This window comes from Pseudonocardia sp. ICBG162 (assembly GCF_020496225.1).
Taxonomy (GTDB): domain Bacteria; phylum Actinomycetota; class Actinomycetes; order Mycobacteriales; family Pseudonocardiaceae; genus Pseudonocardia; species Pseudonocardia alni.
In genome coordinates this window covers 418,551-434,312 of the sequence record NZ_JAHLJD010000013.1, presented here as the reverse complement: position 1 = coordinate 434,312, position 15,762 = coordinate 418,551, and the positions used below count along the sequence as shown (strand labels likewise).

Below are 15,762 nucleotides of genomic sequence, written 5' to 3'. Positions count from 1 at the left end.
AGACCAGGTCGAGGTGCCGCTCGTCGCCGCGAACGGCCCGCTCACACCGGCCGTTGGGCCGTTCAGCGGACCCGGACCTCCGCGAGGACCGCCCCGAGCTCGGCCGGCCCGATCCCGGCGAGGGTCTCGCGCAGCACCCGGCGCGGACCGGCGGGCACGTCGAGCTCGCAGGGCACCACCAGCACCGCGCAGCCGGCCCGCTCGGCCGACAGCGCACCCGTCGGCGAGTCCTCCACCGCGACGCAGTCGCCCGGGTCGACCCCGAGCAGCTCGGCGCCGCGCCGGTAGGGCTCGGGCTGCGGCTTGGGCTCGCGCACCTCGTCGCCGGGCACGACGGCGGTGAAGTGCTCCCGGCCCAGGGTCTCCAGCGCCCGCTCCACCAGCACCCGGATGGTGTTGGTGACGAGCACGGCCGGGATGCCCGCCTCGCGCAGGGCGCCGAGCAGCTCCCGGGCGCCGGGCCGCCACGGCACGCCGTGGGAGAACAGCTCCCCGGCGCGGTCGTAGAGCCACTCGCCGGTCTCCCGGTACTCGTCGGCGGGGATCGTGTCGGGGTCGCGCCCGGCCTCCCGGAAGCAGATCCGCAGCGACGAGTCGAGCGAGCCGCCGACGGACTCCAGCCGGGCCTCGAGGCTCAGCTCCGGGGCGCCGAGGTGCTTCATGAGGTCGTTGAGGGCGACCTCCCACACCTTCTCCGAGTCGATCAGGGTGCCGTCCATGTCCAGCAGCACACCCGCGGGCCGGGTCGTCGTCGGCTCAGGCATCGGGGGTGTACCCCAGGTTCGGGCGCAGCCACTTCTCGACGACGGCGACGTCCACGCCGAGCCGGCCGGCGTAGTCGGCGACCTGGTCGGGCCCGATCCGGCCGACGGTGAAGTACCGCGACTCCGGGTGGGCGAACATCATGCCGCTGACCGCGGCCGCCGGGGTCATGGCGAAGGACTCGGTGAGCCCCACGCCGGTCTCCTCGGCGCCCAGCAGGTCGAACAGCGGCCGCTTGAGCGTGTGGTCCGGGCAGGCCGGGTAGCCGAACGCGGGCCGGATGCCCCGGAACCGCTCGGCGTGCAGGTCCTCGACGGCCTGGTTCGCGTCGGGCTCGAACCACTCGCGGCGGGCCTGCCGGTGGGCGTACTCGGCGAAGGCCTCGGCGAGCCGGTCGGCCAGCGCCTTCACCATGATCGCCTTGTAGTCGTCGAGCGCGGTCTCGAACTCCTTCGCCATGTCCTCGGCGCCGTGGATGGACACCGCAAACGCGCCGAGGTGGTCCCCGGCGGGCGCCACGTAGTCGGCGAGGCTGCGGTTGGCCCGCCCCTGCGGCTTGACCGTCTGCTGGCGCAGCATCGGCAGCCGCACGTCACCGCCGTCGGGTGAGATCACGATGTCCTCGCCCTCGGCGCGGGCCGGCCAGAAGCCGTAGACGCCGCGGGCGGTGAACCGGTCCTCGGCGATGATCTGGTCGAGCATCGCGTTGGCGTCGTCGTAGAGCTCCTTGGCGACCGGCGAGTTCAGGATCTGCGGGAACTTGCCCTTCAGCTCCCAGGCCAGGAACAGGAACTGCCAGTCGATCAGCTCGCGGAGCTCGGCGATCGTCGGCTCGCACGGCCGGACCCCGGTGAACTCCGGGACGGGCAGCTCGCCGAAGTCGATGCTCTCGCGGTTGGCGACGGCGTCGGCGAAGGGCAGCAGCGGCTTGGCCTGCCGTCCCTCGTGCTGCTCGCGCAGCCGCTGCTGGTCGGCGTCGTTGCGCTGGGACAGGGCCTCGGCGCGGTCGTCGTCGAGCAGGTCGGAGACGACCCCGACGACCCGGGAGGCGTCGATGACGTGCAGGACGTCGCCCTGGTACTGCTGGGCGATCTTCACCGCGGTGTGCTGGCGGGAGGTCGTGGCGCCGCCGATGAGCAGCGGCAGCTTCAGGCCGCGCCGCTCCATCTCGGTGGCCACGTTCACCATCTCGTCGAGCGAGGGGGTGATGAGGCCGGACAGCCCGACGACGTCGGCGCCCTCGGCGACGGCGGTGTCGAGGATGGTCTGCGCGGGCACCATCACGCCGAGGTCGATGACCTCGTAGCTGTTGCAGCCCAGCACGACGCCGACGATGTTCTTGCCGATGTCGTGCACGTCGCCCTTGACCGTGGCCATGACGACCTTGCCGTGGCCGCGGGCGTCGATCTCGCCGCGGGCCTTGGCCTCCTCCTTCTCCTTCTCCATGAAGGGCTCGAGGTAGGCGACGGCGCGCTTCATCACGCGGGCGGACTTCACGACCTGGGGCAGAAACATCTTGCCGTCGCCGAACAGGTCGCCGACGACCTTCATGCCGTCCATCAGCGGGCCCTCGATGACGTCGAGCGGCCGCGCGGCCTGCGCGCGGGCCTCCTCGGTGTCGGCCTCGACGAAGTCGACGATGCCGTGCACGAGCGCGTGCGACAGGCGGGCGCGGACGTCGGCCTCCCGCCAGGACAGGTCGACCTTGCGCTGGGTGCCCTCGCCCTTGAACCGGTCGGCGTTCTCCACGAGCCGGTCGGTGGCGTCGGGGCGGCGGTTGAACAGGACGTCCTCGACCATCTCGAGCAGGTCGGCCGGGATGTCCTGGTAGACCGCGAGCTGACCGGCGTTGACGATGCCCATGTCCAGGCCGGCCTTGATGGCGTGGAACAGGAAGGCCGAGTCCATGGCCTCGCGGACGACGTTGTTGCCGCGGAAGGCGAAGGACAGGTTCGAGACACCACCGGAGATGTGGGCGCCGGGGCAGCGCTCCTTGATCCGGGGGCAGGCCTCGATGAAGTCCTTCGCGTAGTCGTTGTGCTCCTCCATGCCGGTGGCGATGGCGAGGATGTTCGGGTCGAAGATGATGTCGTGCGGGTCGAGCCCGGCCTTCTCGACGAGCAGGTCGTAGGCGCGGCCGCAGATCTCGACCTTGCGGTCGGCGGTGTCGGCCTGGCCGGTCTCGTCGAAGGCCATGACCACGACGCCCGCGCCGTAGGCCTTGACCTTGCGGGCCTGCTCCAGGAAGGGCTCCTCGCCCTCCTTGAGGCTGATCGAGTTGACGACGCCCTTGCCCTGCACGCACTGCAGGCCCGCCTCGATCACCGACCACCGCGAGCTGTCGATCATGATCGGCAGCCGGGCGACCTCGGGCTCGGTGGCCAGCAGGTTGAGGAAGGTGCGCATCTCGTCGGCGGACTCGAGCAGGTCGGCGTCCATGTTGACGTCGAGCATGTTCGCGCCGCCGCGGACCATGTCCAGCGCGACGTCGAGCGCGCCGTTGTAGTCCTGGGACTCGATGAGCCTGCGGAACCGCTTGGAGCCGGTGACGTTGGTCCGCTCACCGATCATCACGAAACCGGTGTCGGGGCCGATCTCGAAGCGCTCCAGGCCGGAGAAGCGGGTGCGCCGCGGGGCCTCGGTCGGCACCCGCGGCGGCAGCCCCTTGACCCGGTCGGCGATGTGGCGGATGTGCTCCGGGCCGGTGCCGCAGCAGCCGCCGACGATGTTGACCAGCCCGGACTCGGCGAACTCCTTGAGGAAGTCCGCGGTCTGCTCGGGGGTCTCGTCGTAGCCACCGAAGGCGTTCGGCAGGCCCGCGTTGGGGTAGGTGGCGACGAACGCGTCGCTGATCTCGGCGAGCGCGACGGCGTGCGGGCGCATCTCGTCGGCGCCCAGCGCGCAGTTCAGCCCGACGACGAGCGGCGCGGCGTGGCGCACCGAGGTCCAGAACGCGTCGACGGTCTGCCCGGACAGGGTGCGCCCGGAGCGGTCGACGATGGTCACCGAGATCCACACCGGAAGGTGCGGGGCGACGTCGTGCGCGGCCTGCAGCGCGGCCTTCGAGTTCAGCGTGTCGAAGATGGTCTCGATCAGCAGGATGTCGACGCCGCCGGAGTCCAGCGCGGCGATCTGCTGGGCGTAGGAGTCGTAGACCTGCTCGTAGGTCACCGCGCGGTAGGCGGGGTCGTCGACCTTCGGCGACAGCGACAGCGTGACGTTCAGCGGACCGATGGAGCCGGCCACCCACTTGGGCTCGCCGGTGGCCTTCTCGGCCTCGTCGGCGGCCTCGCGGGCCAGCCGCGCCGCGGCCACGTTCATCTCGTCGACCTTCGACTCCAGGCCGTAGTCCGCCTGGCCGATCGTGGTCGCGGTGAAGGTGTTGGTCGTCGTCAGGTCGGCGCCCGCGTCGAAGTAGTTGCGGTGCGCCTGGAGGATCAGGTCCGGACGGGTGAGGTTGAGCAGGTCCGGGTCGCCGTTGGTGTCCTTGGGGTGGCCGTGCAGCCAGTCCGCGGAGTAGTCCTCCGGGGTCAGGCCGAGGCCCTGGATGACGGTGCCCCAGGCGCCGTCGATCACACCGATGCGACGACCGAGGAGCTCCGTCAGCTGCTCGGTACGCTGCGCCGCCCGCCGGACCCGTTCGGGGTCGACCGGACGGAGGGTGCTGTCGTGCGCAGAGGTGCCCACCGAGTGATCCGCTCCCGTCGTAGATGACACGATCAGCCACGGTACCTGGTAGAGGGGGAGGAACCCGGCCCCGCGCCCGCGGGGTCGTAGGCTGGGGTGATGACCGACCGAGAGCCGAGCATCACGGGTGGCGACAGCACTCCGCAGCTGGTCGATCCGGTCCTCATCGCCGCGTTCGAGGGATGGAACGACGCCGGTGAGGCCGCGAGCACCGCGCTGGAGCACCTCGAGCTCAGCTGGGACGCGAAGCCTCTGACCTCGATCGATCCCGAGGAGTACTACGACTTCCAGGTCACGCGCCCGCACGTCAAGCTCTCCGACGGCGTCACCCGGCGGATCGAGTGGCAGACCACGCGGCTGTCGTGGGCGACGCTGCCGGGCACCGACCGGCATGTCGTCCTGGTGAACGGGATCGAGCCGAACCTGCGCTGGAAGACGTTCTGCGCGGAGCTGGTGGGCCACGCGGAGCGTCTCGGCGTGACGAAGGTCATCACATTGGGAGCCCTGCTCACCGAGGTCCCGCACACCCGTCCGACGCCGGTGAACGGCACCTCCTGGGACGCGGAGTCGCAGAAGGCGATGGGCACCGAGCCGTCGAACTACGAGGGCCCGACCGGGATCGTCGCGGTCTTCCAGCAGGCCTGCGTGCAGGCCGGCATCCCGGCCGTCTCCTACTGGGCCGAGGTGCCGCACTACGTCTCGCAGGCCCAGGTCCCGAAGGCCGCGGTCGCGCTGCTGCACCGGATCGAGGAGTCCCTCGACGTCGAGGTGCCGCTCGGGGTGCTGCCGGAGAAGGCCGAGGAGTGGGAGCGGACCGTCTCGGAGATGGCCGACGCCGACGACGAGGTCCGCGAGTACGTGCGCCAGCTGGAGGAGCAGGCCTCGGAGTCCGACGACGAGGAGGCCCGCACCGAGCTGCGCGAGACCTCCGGGGACTCCATCGCGGCGGACTTCGAGCGCTACTTGCGCCGCCGCGGCCCCAACTCCTGACCGGCCGCGGCTCGTGGTGGCGCTGCGCCGAGCGGCGCTGTTCCTGGGCGCCTTCCTCGGGCCCTTCGGCGGTGGCCTGACCGCGGCGATGCTGCCGGAGCTGGGCGCCGACTTCGGCGTCCCGACGGCGACGGCGTCGGTGTCGATCACCGCGTACCTGCTGCCGTTCGCCGGGGTCATGCTCGTCTCGGGCACCCTCGGCGACCGGTGGGGCCGGGGCCGCACCGTCGTCGCCGGGTACGCGCTCTACGTCGTCGCCTCGCTGGCCTGCGTGCTGGCGGTGGCCTGGCCGGTCTTCCTGGCCGGGCGGGCGCTGCAGGGCGTCGCGAACGCGTTCACCACTCCGGTGCTGCTGGCGGCGCTGGCCGCCGCGGTGGAGCCGGACCGGCTGGGCCGGGCGCTGGGCTGGTTCGGGTCGCTGCAGGCGGCCGGGCAGACCTCGGCCCCGCTGTTCGGCGGGCTGGCCGCCGAGGTCGACTGGCGGTGGGCCTTCTGGGGTGCGGCCGGCGTCGCGCTGCTGCTCGGCGTGGTCGGGATCCCCGGCGGCTCGGCCCGCGCCACCGGCGACGCCCGCCCCCGGCTGCGCTCGGCGTGGACCGGTCCGGTACTGCGGCTCGGGCTGGTCGCGGCGATCGGCTGGGGCTGTCTGGCCGGGCTGAACTTCCTGCTCGCCCTGCGCCTGGAGGAGCAGTTCGGGCTGGGTGCTGGGCCGCGCGGGCTGGTGCTGACCGCGCTGGGGGTGGCCGGGATCCTCACCGCGCGTCTCATCGGCGGCGCGGTGGACCGGCTCGGCCCGCGCCGCTGCGTGCTGGCCGGGGCCGTCGGGGGCGGCGTACTCGTCGCCCTGATCGGACTGGTGCCGGTGCTGGGCGTGGTCGTCGCACTGTGGGCGCTGGGCGGTGTGTGCAGCCAACTGATCCTGGTCGGGGTGAACGCACTGGTCCTCGGCCCTGCCGGAGGGGGCGGGGGCGGGGCGGTGTCGGTGGTGCAGGCGGTGCGCTTCGCCGGGACGGCCGCATCGCCGGTGGCGCTGACGCCGGTCTACCACGCGGACCCGCTGGTGGCGTTCTTCGCGCCCGCGGCGCTGCTCGCAGCGGGCGTGCCGGCCGTGCTCGCGGTCGACCGGACGCGCCGCGCCTGAGTCTCACCCGGCGGCGTGCGCCCGCAGGTCGTCGAGGTCGACCCACTCGAGGGTGCGGGCGTGCGTCGCCTCGAGCACCACCGGCGGTGCGACGCCCTCGCGCAGCGCCTCGGCCCAGCGGCTCGCGCACAGGCACCACCGGTCCCCCGGCATTAGGCCGGGGAACCCGAATCGCGGGTTCGGGGTCGTCAGGTCGTTGCCCTGCTCGCGGGAGAAGTCGAGGAACTCGGCGGTGACGCGGGCGCAGACGGTGTGCACGCCCGCGTCCTCGCCCCCGGTGTCGCAGCATCCGTTGCGGTAGAAGCCGGTGAGCGGATCGGTCCCGCAGGCCTCCAGCTCACCGCCCAGCACGTTGAGGGCCATCCGTGGAGTGTCCCGGCCGGGCGCCCGCCCCGCCGGTCGGGACGGGTGCCGGACCGGCTACAGGGTCACGCCGAGCAGCGCGTCCAGCGCGGTGCGCACCTGCTGCGGGGCCGTGGTGTCGGTGCCGCGGCGGGTGAGCGCCTCCTCGGCCCAGGCGTCGACGGCGGCGAGCGCACCGGGGGTGTCGAGGTCGTCGGCGAGGTGGGTCCGCAGCTTCGCGACCAGCTCGGCCGCGTCCGGCCCGGCATCGAGACCGACGGCCTCGCGCCAGCGGGTCACCCGCCGGTCGCCCTTCGCGTGCACCTCGTCGGTCCAGGACCGGTCGGTGCGGTAGTGCCCGTCGAGCAGGGCGACCCGGATGACGTTCGGGTCGACGCGGGCGTTGCGCAGCTTCGAGACGAAGACCAGGTTGCCCTTGGACTTCGACATCTTCTCGCCGTCGAGGCCGATCATGCCGGTGTGCACGTAGTGCCGGGCGAACGGGTGCTCACCGGTGAGGGACTCGGTGTGCAGGGCGCCGCACTCGTGGTGCGGGAAGATCAGGTCCGAGCCGCCGCCGTTGAGGTCGATCTGCGGGCCGAGCCGGTTCAGGCCGATCGCGGCGCACTCCACGTGCCAGCCGGGGCGGCCGCGGCCGAGGCCGGAGTCCCAGGCGGGCTCGCCGGGGCGCGCGGTGCGCCACAGCAGCGGGTCGAGCCGGTTGCGCTTGCCCGGCCGGTCCGGGTCGCCGCCGCGCTCGGCGGAGAACCTCAGCATGGTGTCGAGGTCGTAGTTCGACTCGTAGCCGAAGTGCCCGGTGGCGGTGACGTCGTGGTAGACGTCGGGGTACTCCGGGTCGTCGATCCGGTAGGCCGCACCGGCGGCGACGAGCTTCTCGACCAGCTCGGCGATCTCGGGGATCGCCTCGACCGCGCCGACGAACTGGCGGGGCGGCAGTACCCGCAGCGCCTCCATGTCCTCGCGGAACAGGGCGGTCTCGCGCAGGCCCAGCACGACCCAGTCGTCCTGGTCGCGTTCGGCGCGCTCCAGCAGCGGCTCGTCGATGTCGGTGACGTTCTGGACGTAGTGCACGTCGTGACCGAGGTCGCGCCAGTAGCGGTTGACCAGGTCGAACGTCAGGTAGGTGGCGGCGTGGCCGAGGTGGGTCGCGTCGTAGGGGGTGATCCCGCAGACGTACATCGTCGCGACCGGGCCCGGCGCCGTGGGCCGGACCCGGCCGGTGGCGGTGTCGTGCAGGCGCAGCGGCGGGCCGCTGCCCTCCAGTGCCGGGACGTCGGTCGGGGCCCAGGTCTCCATGCGGTCAAACCTACCTAGCTCTCGGAAGCGGTCACGCATGCGAACGCGCAGCGTCCGTCGCAGATTCCGGTGCGGGACGGGGTGCCGGTCACCACCACTCGGCGTCGAGCTTGGACTCGATGTCGCGGACGTGCCGGCGGGCGCAGGCCGGGCACAGCCGGCCGTCGCGGCCGCGCTCGTCGCGGTCGGTCACCCAACCCGCGACGGCGGCGACCCCGGCGTCGTCGGGACCGGGGGCGCCACAGAGACGACAGGCGGACGGCGTCACGCCCGCGATGGTGCTCCGGCGGCCCGGTCGCTGTCGAGCGCCGCGCGGCGCCGGCCGACCCGGTCGGCGATCATCGCGCACGCCATCAGCTGGATCTGGTGGAACAGCATGAGTGGCAGCACCACCAGCGCACCGGCGGGACCGCCGAACAGCACTCCGGCGATCGGCAGCCCGCTGGCCAGCGACTTCTTCGACCCGCAGAACACGATCGCGATGCGGTCGGCGTCGTCGAAACCGAGCGCGCGGGCCCCGAGCGAGGTCACCGCGAGCACCAGCGCGAGCAGCACCAGGCAGATCCCGAGCAGCACGAGCAGCGAGACCGGGGTGAGCCGTCCCCAGATGCCGGCGACGACGCCCTCGCTGAACGCGGCGTAGACGACGAGCAGGATCGAGCCGCGGTCCACCAGCGACAGCCGCTTCTTGTGCCGGGCCACGAACCGGCCGACCAGCGGCCGTGCGGCCTGCCCGGCGAGGAAGGGCACCAGCAGGCGCAGCGCGATGTCACCGAAGCTCGACGCGTCGAACCCGCCGCTGGTGGCCAGCAGCAGCGCGGCCAGCACAGGGGTGAGGACCACCCCGAGCACGTTCGACACCGACGCCGCGACGATCGCGGCGGGCACGTTGCCGCGGGCGATGCCGGTGAAGGCGATCGAGGACTGCACGGTCGACGGCAGACAGCACAGGAACACGACGCCGGCGGCGAGCGGCGCGGGCAGCAGCCACTCCGGCAGCAGCAGCACCGACAGGCCGAGCAGTGGGAACAGCACGAACGTCGCCGCCAGGACGGTGCCGTGCAGCCGCCAGTTCCGCAGCCCGCCCAGCGCCTCGGCGGCGGAGAGGCGGGCGCCGTAGAGGAAGAACAGCAGGGCGATCGCGGCGGTGACGGCGACGTCGACGACCCCGACCATCGCGCCGCGCGCGGGGAACAGCGACGCGACGCCGACGGTCACGAGGAGCAGCACCAGGAACGGATCGGGACGGACGCGCATGGGTTCCATCCTGCAAGCCGTCAGCCCATCGGGAAACCGACTGATCACCATGACTGTGTCCGCGATCTATGATGACAGGGTGCTCGACCCCGTCCAGCTGCGGTCCTTCGCCGCCGTCGCGCGCGCCCGCAGCTTCACCCGGGCCGCCGCCACGCTCGGCGTCGGTCAGTCCACCGTGAGCCAGCACGTGCGGCGTCTGGAGGCGACGGTCGGCCGCCCACTGCTCGACCGCGACACCCACTCGGTGTCGCTCACCGTCGACGGCGAGGCGATGCTGGAGTTCGCCGCCACCATCCTCGACGCGGGTGACCGGGCGATGGCGCACTTCCGGGCGTCGCGGGTGCACGGCCGGGTGCGGTTCGGGGTGTCGGAGGACCTGGTCCTGACCCGGCTGCCCGCGGTGCTCGCGGACTTCCGGCGCCGCCACCCCGAGGTCGACCTGGAGCTGACCGTCGGTCTGGCCGGCGGGCTCGAACACCGTCTCGACGCCGGGGAGCTGGACCTGATGTTCGCCAAGCGCCTCCCCGGTCCCGACGACGGCCGGCTGGTCGTCCGCCGCGACCGCTTCGTCTGGGTCGGGGCGCCCGGACTGCCGCTCGGCCCCGGTGATCCGGTACCGGTCGTCGCCTATCCCCCGCCGAGCCTGTCGCGCACCGCCGCCGTCGGGGCCCTGGAGGCGGTCGGGCGGCCGTGGCGGATGGCCTGCACCAGCGGCAGCCTGTCCGGCCTGCGGGCCGCCGCCCTCGCCGGGCTGGGCGTGCTCGCGCACGCCGCGACGCTGGTCCCCGACGGGCTGGAGGTCGTCGGGGACCGTGCCGGGCTGCCCGAGCTGGGCCCGGTCGAGCTGGTGCTCGCGCACGGGCGGCGGCGCAGCGACCCGGCCGAGGCGCTGGTCCGGAGCATCCGCACCGCAGACCTCCGTCCGGAGTCGTGGACACCCCCGAACGGCGGCTAGGGTCCCGGGCCGTGCGCCGCCTGCCGATCGTCCTGCTGCTCGCGATGCTGGTCGCCGGATGCGGTGCGCCCGCCGCACCGGGGCCCCCGACGCTGGACCGGGTCGCGTCGTCGGACGTGCTGCGGGTCTGTTCCACCGGGGACTACCGGCCGCTGACCGCGCTGGCCGCGGACGGCACCTGGTCCGGGATCGACGTCGACATGGCACGCGACCTCGCCGCCGAGCTCGGTGCCCGCGCCGAGCTGGTCCGCACGACCTGGGCGACCCTGCTCGACGACGTCGTCGCCGGGCGCTGCGACATCGCCGTCGGCGGCGTCTCGGTCACCCCGGACCGCGCGGAGCGGGCCGTGTTCACCGAGCCCTATCTCCGCGACGGCAAGACACCGATCGCGCGCTGCCCCGACGTCGCGCGCTACGGCACGGTCGCCGACATCGACCGGCCCGGCGTCCGGGTCGTGGTGAACCCGGGCGGGACCAACGAGCGCTTCGCCCGGGCGACCTTCACCCGCGCGACGATCGTGGACCACCCGGACAACTCGACGATCTTCGACGAGATCGTGGCCGGCCGCGCGGACCTGATGGTCACCGACGCGATCGAGACCCGCTGGCAGGCCGCACAGCACCCCGGGGTGCTGTGCGCGGTGCACCCCGACGCCCCGTTCACCGACTCGGAGAAGGCCTACCTGACCCCGGCCGGCGACCCGGCGTTCACCGAGCGGGTGAACACCTGGCTGCGCACGGCGCGCACCGACGGCACCTGGGACCGCCTCGCCCGCCCCTGGCTCGGCTGAGTCCACACCCCCTGCCGGGCGGCCCTGCCCGGTACGACGGGGTGCGGCAGCCGGTGAACGGGTGTGGCTGTCGAACCCCTGTGCGACGGTGCGGGGATGCGCATCGTGGTGACGACACCGACCGGCACCGTCGGCTCCCGGCTGCTGCGCCTGCTCGTACAGGCCGGGGTGCACCCGGTGGCCCTGCTCCGCGACCCGGCCACGCTGCCCCCGGACCTCGCCGGGCTGGTCGAGCCGGTGGTCGCGAACCAGACCGACGCCGACGCCGTCGTCGGCGCCACGCTCGGCGCAGACCGGCTGTACTGGGTGAACCCGCCCGCACCGCCCGGCACCGACCCGCTCGCCCACCAGGGAGCCTGCGCCGCAGTCGTCGCGGAGGCCCTGCGCCGCAACGGGATCGGCGCGACGGTGCTGCAGAGCAGCGGTGGCGCGGAGCTGCGCCGCGGCGCCGGGGACATCGACGGCCTGGCCGCGACCGAGCAGGCGCTCGACGCGACCGGTACCCCGGTGCTGCACCTGCGGTGCGGCTACTTCATGTCGAACCTGCTGAGGTCGGCCGACGAGATCGCCGGCGGGACGCTGTCGACGCCGTGGCCGCTCGACCACCCCCTGCCGTGGGTCGCACCGGCCGACATCGCCGCCGTCGCCGCGGTGCGGCTGCTCGGGCCGGCGTGGTCGGGGCGGTTGGTGCAGGCCGTGCACGGACCGGCGGACCTGACGTTCGACGACGCCGCAGCAGTGCTCACCGGGACACTCGGCCACCCGGTCCGCGCGGCGCACCTGCCCCGCGACGGGTTCCGGTCGATGCTGGCCGGCCTCTGCATGACGGCACCGGAGATCGACGCGGTCGCCGGGATGGCCGAGGGTCTCTCGGCCCCCGGGTACGTCCCCGAGCAGCGCCGCGACGCGGTGTCGACGACCCCCACGACGCTGCGCGCCTGGGCCGCGGAGCACCTGCACCCCGCCCCCGCCTGATCCCACCGGCCCGCCGGGTACCAGCAGCGTCCCGCCCTGGCCCGCCGCGACCTGTCACGTGCTGCGGCGACCCCTCGCGTGCTGCGGCGACCCACGCGGGGGGCGCCACGGCACGCGACGGGTCGCCACGCGGTCAGCCGGTGCGGCGGCGCAGGTAGTCCGAGACCACCTCGGCGCCGAGGCCGTCGAGGTCGGGCTGCACCACCCGTCCCCCGGCGCGGCGGGCGAGCCGGTTCACGAACGACAGCAGCCCGGGGTCGTCGCCGAGCACGAAGAACGTGAACGCCGCGTCCATCCCGATCAGCCGGTCCAGCCCGTCGACGGTCGCCCGCAGCGTGTGCGGGCTGGGCGGGTAGTCGAAGAACGCCTCGCCGTCGCGTTCCAGGTGCGCGGTCGGCTCGCCGTCGGTCACCACCAGGACCACCGGCGTCGCGTCGGGCTGGCGGGCCAGCCGTTCCCGGGCCAGGAGCAGGGCGTGGTGCAGGTTGGTGCCCTGCATGTACACGCCCTCCAGCCCGATCAGCTCGGCCAGGTCCACGGTCTGCGCGTGCCGCCCGAAGGTGATCAGCGACAGGTCGTCGCCGCGGAACCGGGTGGAGATGAGCTGGTGCAGCGCCAGCGCGGTGCGCTTCATCGGCACCCACCGGCCCTCGGCCACCATCGACCACGACGTGTCGACCAGCAGCGTCACCGCGGCCCGGGTGCGCTGCTCGGTCTCGACGATCTCGACGTCGGACACGTCGAGCGCCCGGTCGTCGCCGCCGGCGCGGCGCAGCTGGGCGTTGAGCAGGGTCCGCGGCACCGACCAGGCCTGGGTGTCACCGAAGGCCCACGACCGGGTCGCCCCGGTCGCGTCGCCCGCCGCCCCGGCATGCCGGGTGTCGCGCTGCCCCTGGCGCCCGGAGATCCGGTCGGCGACGTCGCGCAGCACCGACTGCCCGAGCGTCCGCAGCGCCTTGGGCGAGAGCATCAGCGAGCCGTCGGGGGCGCGGCGGAACAGGTCCTGGCGCTGCAGCTCGCGTTCCAGCTCGGCCAGGGTGCGGGCGTCGGCGGCGGCCTCCGGGCCGAGCATCTCGGTGAGCGCGTCGAGGTCGATGTCCTCCATCCGCGCGCCGGGGTAGCTCTGCGCGAGCTGTTCGGCCAGGGCGTCGAGCTGCCCCAGCTCCTCCATCGCGCGGGTCGCCTCGCCCATGCCCATCGGGTTCTCGCCGCGGAAGTTGCCCTCCCCCGACCAGTCCTCGCCCGGGCGCAGGCCCTGCAGCTGGGCGTCGAGCCGGGCCAGCGACTGCGACAGACGCGGGTCGCCGAACGCCTGCTGGGCCAGCTCGGCCAGCTCGGCGCGCTGCTCGGCCGACATCGAGTTCATCATCCGCTGGGCCGCGGCGGCCCGGGCGGCGAGGGCGTCGACCAGCTCCTCGGTGTTCTGCGGGTTCTCCGGGAAGTGCTCGCCGTGCTCGCCCATGAACTCGGCGAACTGCTCGGTGGTGTCCTCGCCGCGGGCGTGGCGGTCGAGCAGGTCGTTGAGGTCGTCGAGCATGGCGTTGATCCGCTCGACATCCTCGGGGGTGGCGTTCTGCATCGCCTGCTTCATGCCCTCGAAGCGCTGGTCGAGCATCTCCCGGCCGAGCAGGTCGCGGATCTCCTGGTAGGCCTCACGGGCGTCGGAGGACCGCCAGCCGTAGGAGTTCAGCTCCCGCACCGAGCCGCCGGTGTCGGGCGGCAGGGCGTCGAGCTGCATCTCGCGGAACCGCGCGTCGTCGGAGTCCTCGTTGCCCAGCGCCTCGCGCTCGGCGTCGAGGGCCCGTTGCAGCAGCTCGCGGACCTCCTGCAGGGTCCCGTCGATGCGGTTGTCGCGCTGCAGGTCCCGGCGCCGCTCCCACACCCGGCGGGTGAGGTCGTCGAGCCCGCGCCGCCCGTCGAGGCCGCGACGGAGCAGCTCCTGCAGCGCCTGGCGCGGCGAGGAGCCCTCCATGACGTCGCGGCCGATCTGGTCCATCGCCGCGCGGATGTCGTACGGCGGCGCCAGCGGGTCGGGCCCGCCGGCGTAGGGGCCGTAGGCGTACCGGCGGCGACGACGCCTGGGATCAGCCATACGACACCGTGTCACCGTCGTCGGACTCGTCCTTGGCGAGCTTGCGGGTCAGGAACAGGTACTCCAGCGCCAGCTCCGCGGCCGAGGCCATCGGGCCCGGGTCCTCGGTGCCCGCGGCGCCGAGCTTGGCGGCGATATCGGTGAGGGCGTCGACCTGCGGCAGCGCGGCGACGACGTCCTTCGCCGGGATCCGCTCGCCGGTCCGGACCGGGCGGGTCGAGACCGCGACGGCCAGCTCGTCGAGGTCGACCCCGCGCAGCGCGAACCGCGCGGTGTCGGCGGTCGCGCGGCGCAGCAGGTGCTCGAGCACCTCGTCCTCGCGGCCCTCCTCCCCCGACGCGAACTCGATCTTGCCGCGGAGCACCGCGGGGACCGACTCCAGGTCGACGGGCCGGGCGTAGGGGAGCTCCTCGCCGGTCAGCGCGGCACGGCGCAGCGCCGCGGCGGCGACGGTCTCGGCCGCGGCCACGGCGAACCGGGCCGACACCCCCGAGCCCTGGTCGACCGCGGAGGAGTCGCGCAGGTGCCGGGTGAACCGGGCGACGACCTCGAGCAGGTGCCGCGGCACCTCGGCGACGAGCTCGGCCTCCTGCGCGACGAGCTCGACCTCGGGGGCCAGCTCCAGCGGGTAGTGGGTGCGGACCTCGGCGCCGAACCGGTCCTTGAGCGGGGTGATGATCCGCCCGCGGTTGGTGTAGTCCTCGGGGTTCGCGCTGGCCACGAGCAGCACGTCCAGCGGCAGCCGCAGCGTGTAGCCGCGGACCTGGATGTCGCGCTCCTCCATCACGTTGAGCAGCGCGACCTGGATGCGTTCGGCCAGGTCGGGCAGCTCGTTGATGGCGACGATGCCGCGGTGCGACCGCGGGACGAGCCCGAAGTGGATGGTCTCGGGGTCGCCCAGCGAGCGGCCCTCGGCGACCTTGACCGGGTCGACGTCGCCGATCAGGTCGGCGACCGAGGTGTCGGGCGTGGCGAGCTTCTCGGTGTAGCGGTGGTCGCGGTGCACCCAGGCGACCGGCAGGTCGTCGCCGAGCTCGTCGGCGCGCCGGATCGAGGCGGGCACGATCGGCTCGTAGGGGTGCTCGCCGATCTCGGAGCCCTCGATGACGGGGGTCCACTCGTCGAGCAGGCCGGCCAGCGAGCGCAGCAGGCGGGTCTTGCCCTGGCCACGCTCACCGAGCAGGACGAGGTCGTGACCGGCGATGAGGGCCCGCTCGAGCTGCGGGACGACGGTGTCGTCGAAGCCGACGATGCCGGGCCAGGGGTCGCGGCCCTCGCGCAGGGCCGCCAGGAGGTTGTCGCGGATCTCGTGCTTCACGGGGCGCTGTACGTGACCGGACGCACGCAGCGCACCGACGGTACGGGGAAGGTCAGGTGTGACGGGCACGATCTCCACGCTACGCCCGGTTCCGGGGTGCAGCGCGTCGTCGCGGAACCGCGTTCCGCGGACCGG

General features: G+C 73.5%; 13 protein-coding genes. 5 read left to right on the top strand and 8 right to left on the bottom strand.

Annotation, left to right across the window (positions count from 1 at the left end; genetic code table 11):
- Positions 1-62: 62 nt before the first annotated feature.
- Positions 63-764, bottom strand: a complete 702-nt coding sequence (locus tag KPL60_RS05370; protein WP_226365101.1) for an HAD family phosphatase — start codon at positions 762-764, stop codon at positions 63-65.
- Entirely contained in the window at positions 757-4,449 is a 3,693-nt protein-coding gene (gene metH, locus KPL60_RS05365) for a methionine synthase (RefSeq protein WP_226365100.1), read from the bottom strand. The genes KPL60_RS05370 and metH overlap by 8 nt, the downstream gene beginning before the upstream one ends.
- Positions 4,450-4,548: 99 nt before the next feature.
- Between metH and KPL60_RS05360 the strand changes: the two genes are divergently transcribed.
- Both KPL60_RS05360 and KPL60_RS05355 read left to right on the top strand, forming a co-directional pair.
- Entirely contained in the window at positions 4,549-5,439 is an 891-nt protein-coding gene (locus tag KPL60_RS05360) for a PAC2 family protein (RefSeq protein WP_226357200.1), read from the top strand.
- 16 nt (positions 5,440-5,455) lie between these two features.
- A complete protein-coding gene (locus KPL60_RS05355; RefSeq protein WP_226365099.1) occupies positions 5,456-6,580 on the top strand; it encodes an MFS transporter in 1,125 nt (374 codons plus the stop codon).
- 3 nt (positions 6,581-6,583) lie between these two features.
- Here the strand turns inward: KPL60_RS05355 and KPL60_RS05350 are convergent, their stop codons facing one another.
- The 4 genes from KPL60_RS05350 to KPL60_RS05335 form a co-directional block, all read right to left on the bottom strand.
- A complete protein-coding gene (locus KPL60_RS05350) occupies positions 6,584-6,943 on the bottom strand; it encodes a DUF2237 family protein (protein ID WP_226365098.1) in 360 nt (119 codons plus the stop codon).
- Positions 6,944-7,000: 57 nt separating this feature from the next.
- Positions 7,001-8,239 carry a cysteine--1-D-myo-inosityl 2-amino-2-deoxy-alpha-D-glucopyranoside ligase gene (mshC, locus tag KPL60_RS05345; RefSeq protein WP_062395167.1) on the bottom strand — a complete coding sequence of 413 codons (1,239 nt, stop codon included), beginning with the start codon at positions 8,237-8,239 and terminating at the stop codon, positions 7,001-7,003.
- Between the two features lie 88 nt (positions 8,240-8,327).
- The gene (locus KPL60_RS05340) at positions 8,328-8,507 is read right to left on the bottom strand and encodes a hypothetical protein (protein ID WP_226365097.1); all 180 of its coding nucleotides are present in this window, start codon (positions 8,505-8,507) and stop codon (positions 8,328-8,330) included.
- Positions 8,504-9,496 carry a bile acid:sodium symporter family protein gene (locus KPL60_RS05335; protein WP_218622014.1) on the bottom strand — a complete coding sequence of 331 codons (993 nt, stop codon included), beginning with the start codon at positions 9,494-9,496 and terminating at the stop codon, positions 8,504-8,506. Before KPL60_RS05335 ends, KPL60_RS05340 begins: the two co-directional genes overlap by 4 nt.
- A gap of 79 nt (positions 9,497-9,575) precedes the next feature.
- Here KPL60_RS05335 and KPL60_RS05330 point away from each other — a divergent pair, with 79 nt between their 5' ends.
- The 3 genes from KPL60_RS05330 to KPL60_RS05320 all read left to right on the top strand — a co-directional run bounded on the left by KPL60_RS05330 (position 9,576) and on the right by KPL60_RS05320 (position 12,217).
- Positions 9,576-10,451: a LysR family transcriptional regulator gene (locus tag KPL60_RS05330; RefSeq protein WP_073575310.1), complete on the top strand. Its 876-nt coding sequence runs from the start codon at positions 9,576-9,578 to the stop codon at positions 10,449-10,451.
- Between the two features lie 11 nt (positions 10,452-10,462).
- Positions 10,463-11,242 (top strand): transporter substrate-binding domain-containing protein, encoded by a 780-nt coding sequence (locus KPL60_RS05325; RefSeq protein WP_374228599.1) that lies wholly within the window; start codon positions 10,463-10,465, stop codon positions 11,240-11,242.
- Between the two features lie 63 nt (positions 11,243-11,305).
- Positions 11,306-12,217 carry an NAD(P)H-binding protein gene (locus KPL60_RS05320; protein ID WP_226365096.1) on the top strand — a complete coding sequence of 304 codons (912 nt, stop codon included), beginning with the start codon at positions 11,306-11,308 and terminating at the stop codon, positions 12,215-12,217.
- A gap of 133 nt (positions 12,218-12,350) precedes the next feature.
- On the opposite strand, the gene KPL60_RS05315 is transcribed toward KPL60_RS05320, so the two are convergent.
- Both KPL60_RS05315 and KPL60_RS05310 read right to left on the bottom strand, forming a co-directional pair.
- Positions 12,351-14,309 (bottom strand): VWA domain-containing protein, encoded by a 1,959-nt coding sequence (locus KPL60_RS05315; RefSeq protein WP_226365095.1) that lies wholly within the window; start codon positions 14,307-14,309, stop codon positions 12,351-12,353.
- On the bottom strand, positions 14,302-15,696 hold the full coding sequence (locus KPL60_RS05310; protein ID WP_226365094.1) for a sigma 54-interacting transcriptional regulator: 1,395 nt from the start codon (positions 15,694-15,696) through the stop codon (positions 14,302-14,304). Before KPL60_RS05310 ends, KPL60_RS05315 begins: the two co-directional genes overlap by 8 nt.
- Positions 15,697-15,762: the final 66 nt, after the last annotated feature.